The organism is Roseomonas rosulenta (assembly GCF_016106005.1).
Classification (GTDB): domain Bacteria; phylum Pseudomonadota; class Alphaproteobacteria; order Acetobacterales; family Acetobacteraceae; genus Neoroseomonas; species Neoroseomonas rosulenta.
The window spans coordinates 1-765 of record NZ_JACADR010000618.1 but is presented as its reverse complement, the minus strand read 5'-3'; the positions used below and the strand labels follow the sequence as shown (position 1 = coordinate 765).

Here is a 765-nt window from a genome sequence, read left to right as displayed (position 1 = left end):
GGGGTCGAGCCGCCGCGCGCGATCGAGCGCCACCAGCGCGCAGCCCACCGCCACCACGAACACCGCCAGCCCCGCCCAGTCGAAGCGCAGCGCCGCCTCGCGCCGCGCCGGCGCCACCGCCGCGAGCCGCCGCGCCAGCACCGCGCAGGCCAGGGCCACTGGCAGCAGCACCAGGAACACCGACCGCCAGCCGAGGAACTGCGTGGCATAGCCGCCGATCACCGGCCCGCTGGCCGAGGCGAAGGCGAAGGACCCCGCGATCCAGGCCTGGTAGCGCCCACGCTCGCGCGGCGGAACGCTTTCACCGATCAGCGCCTGTGCGAGCGTGAGCAGCGCCCCGCCGCCGAAGCCCTGGACGATGCGCGCGCCGACCAGCACCGCCAGGTTGGGCGCGACCGCGCAGCCCAGGCACCCCGCGGCAAAGACGCCGATGGCCACGAACAGCAGCCGCTTGCGCCCGAATACGTCGCCCAATTGCCCGAAGATCGGCGCCGCGCAGGTCGCCGCCACCAGGTAGGCCACCAGGATCCAGGAGACGCGCTCGATCCCACCCATCTCGGCGGCGATCGCCGGCAGGGCGGTGGCGACGATCGTCTGGTCCACCGCCGAGAGGAAGATGGTGAGCGCGATGCCGGGGAAGGCGCGCACGAAGCGCGCATGGGCGTCGGCGGTCATGCGGCGGCCCCGCGCGACGGCGCGCGGGCGATGCAGGTCGCGGCCAGCGGGGCGCGCCGTCGCCACGCACCTGGCAGCGCCGCGCCGCGT

1 protein-coding gene is annotated in these 765 nt (G+C 75.8%); it reads right to left on the bottom strand.

Features of this window, described 5'->3' with window-relative positions; all coding sequences use genetic code 11:
* A partial coding sequence (locus tag HW578_RS27255; RefSeq protein ID WP_198373813.1) for an MFS transporter occupies window positions 1-675 on the bottom strand: 675 nt, incomplete at its 3' end.
* Window positions 676-765: the final 90 nt, after the last annotated feature.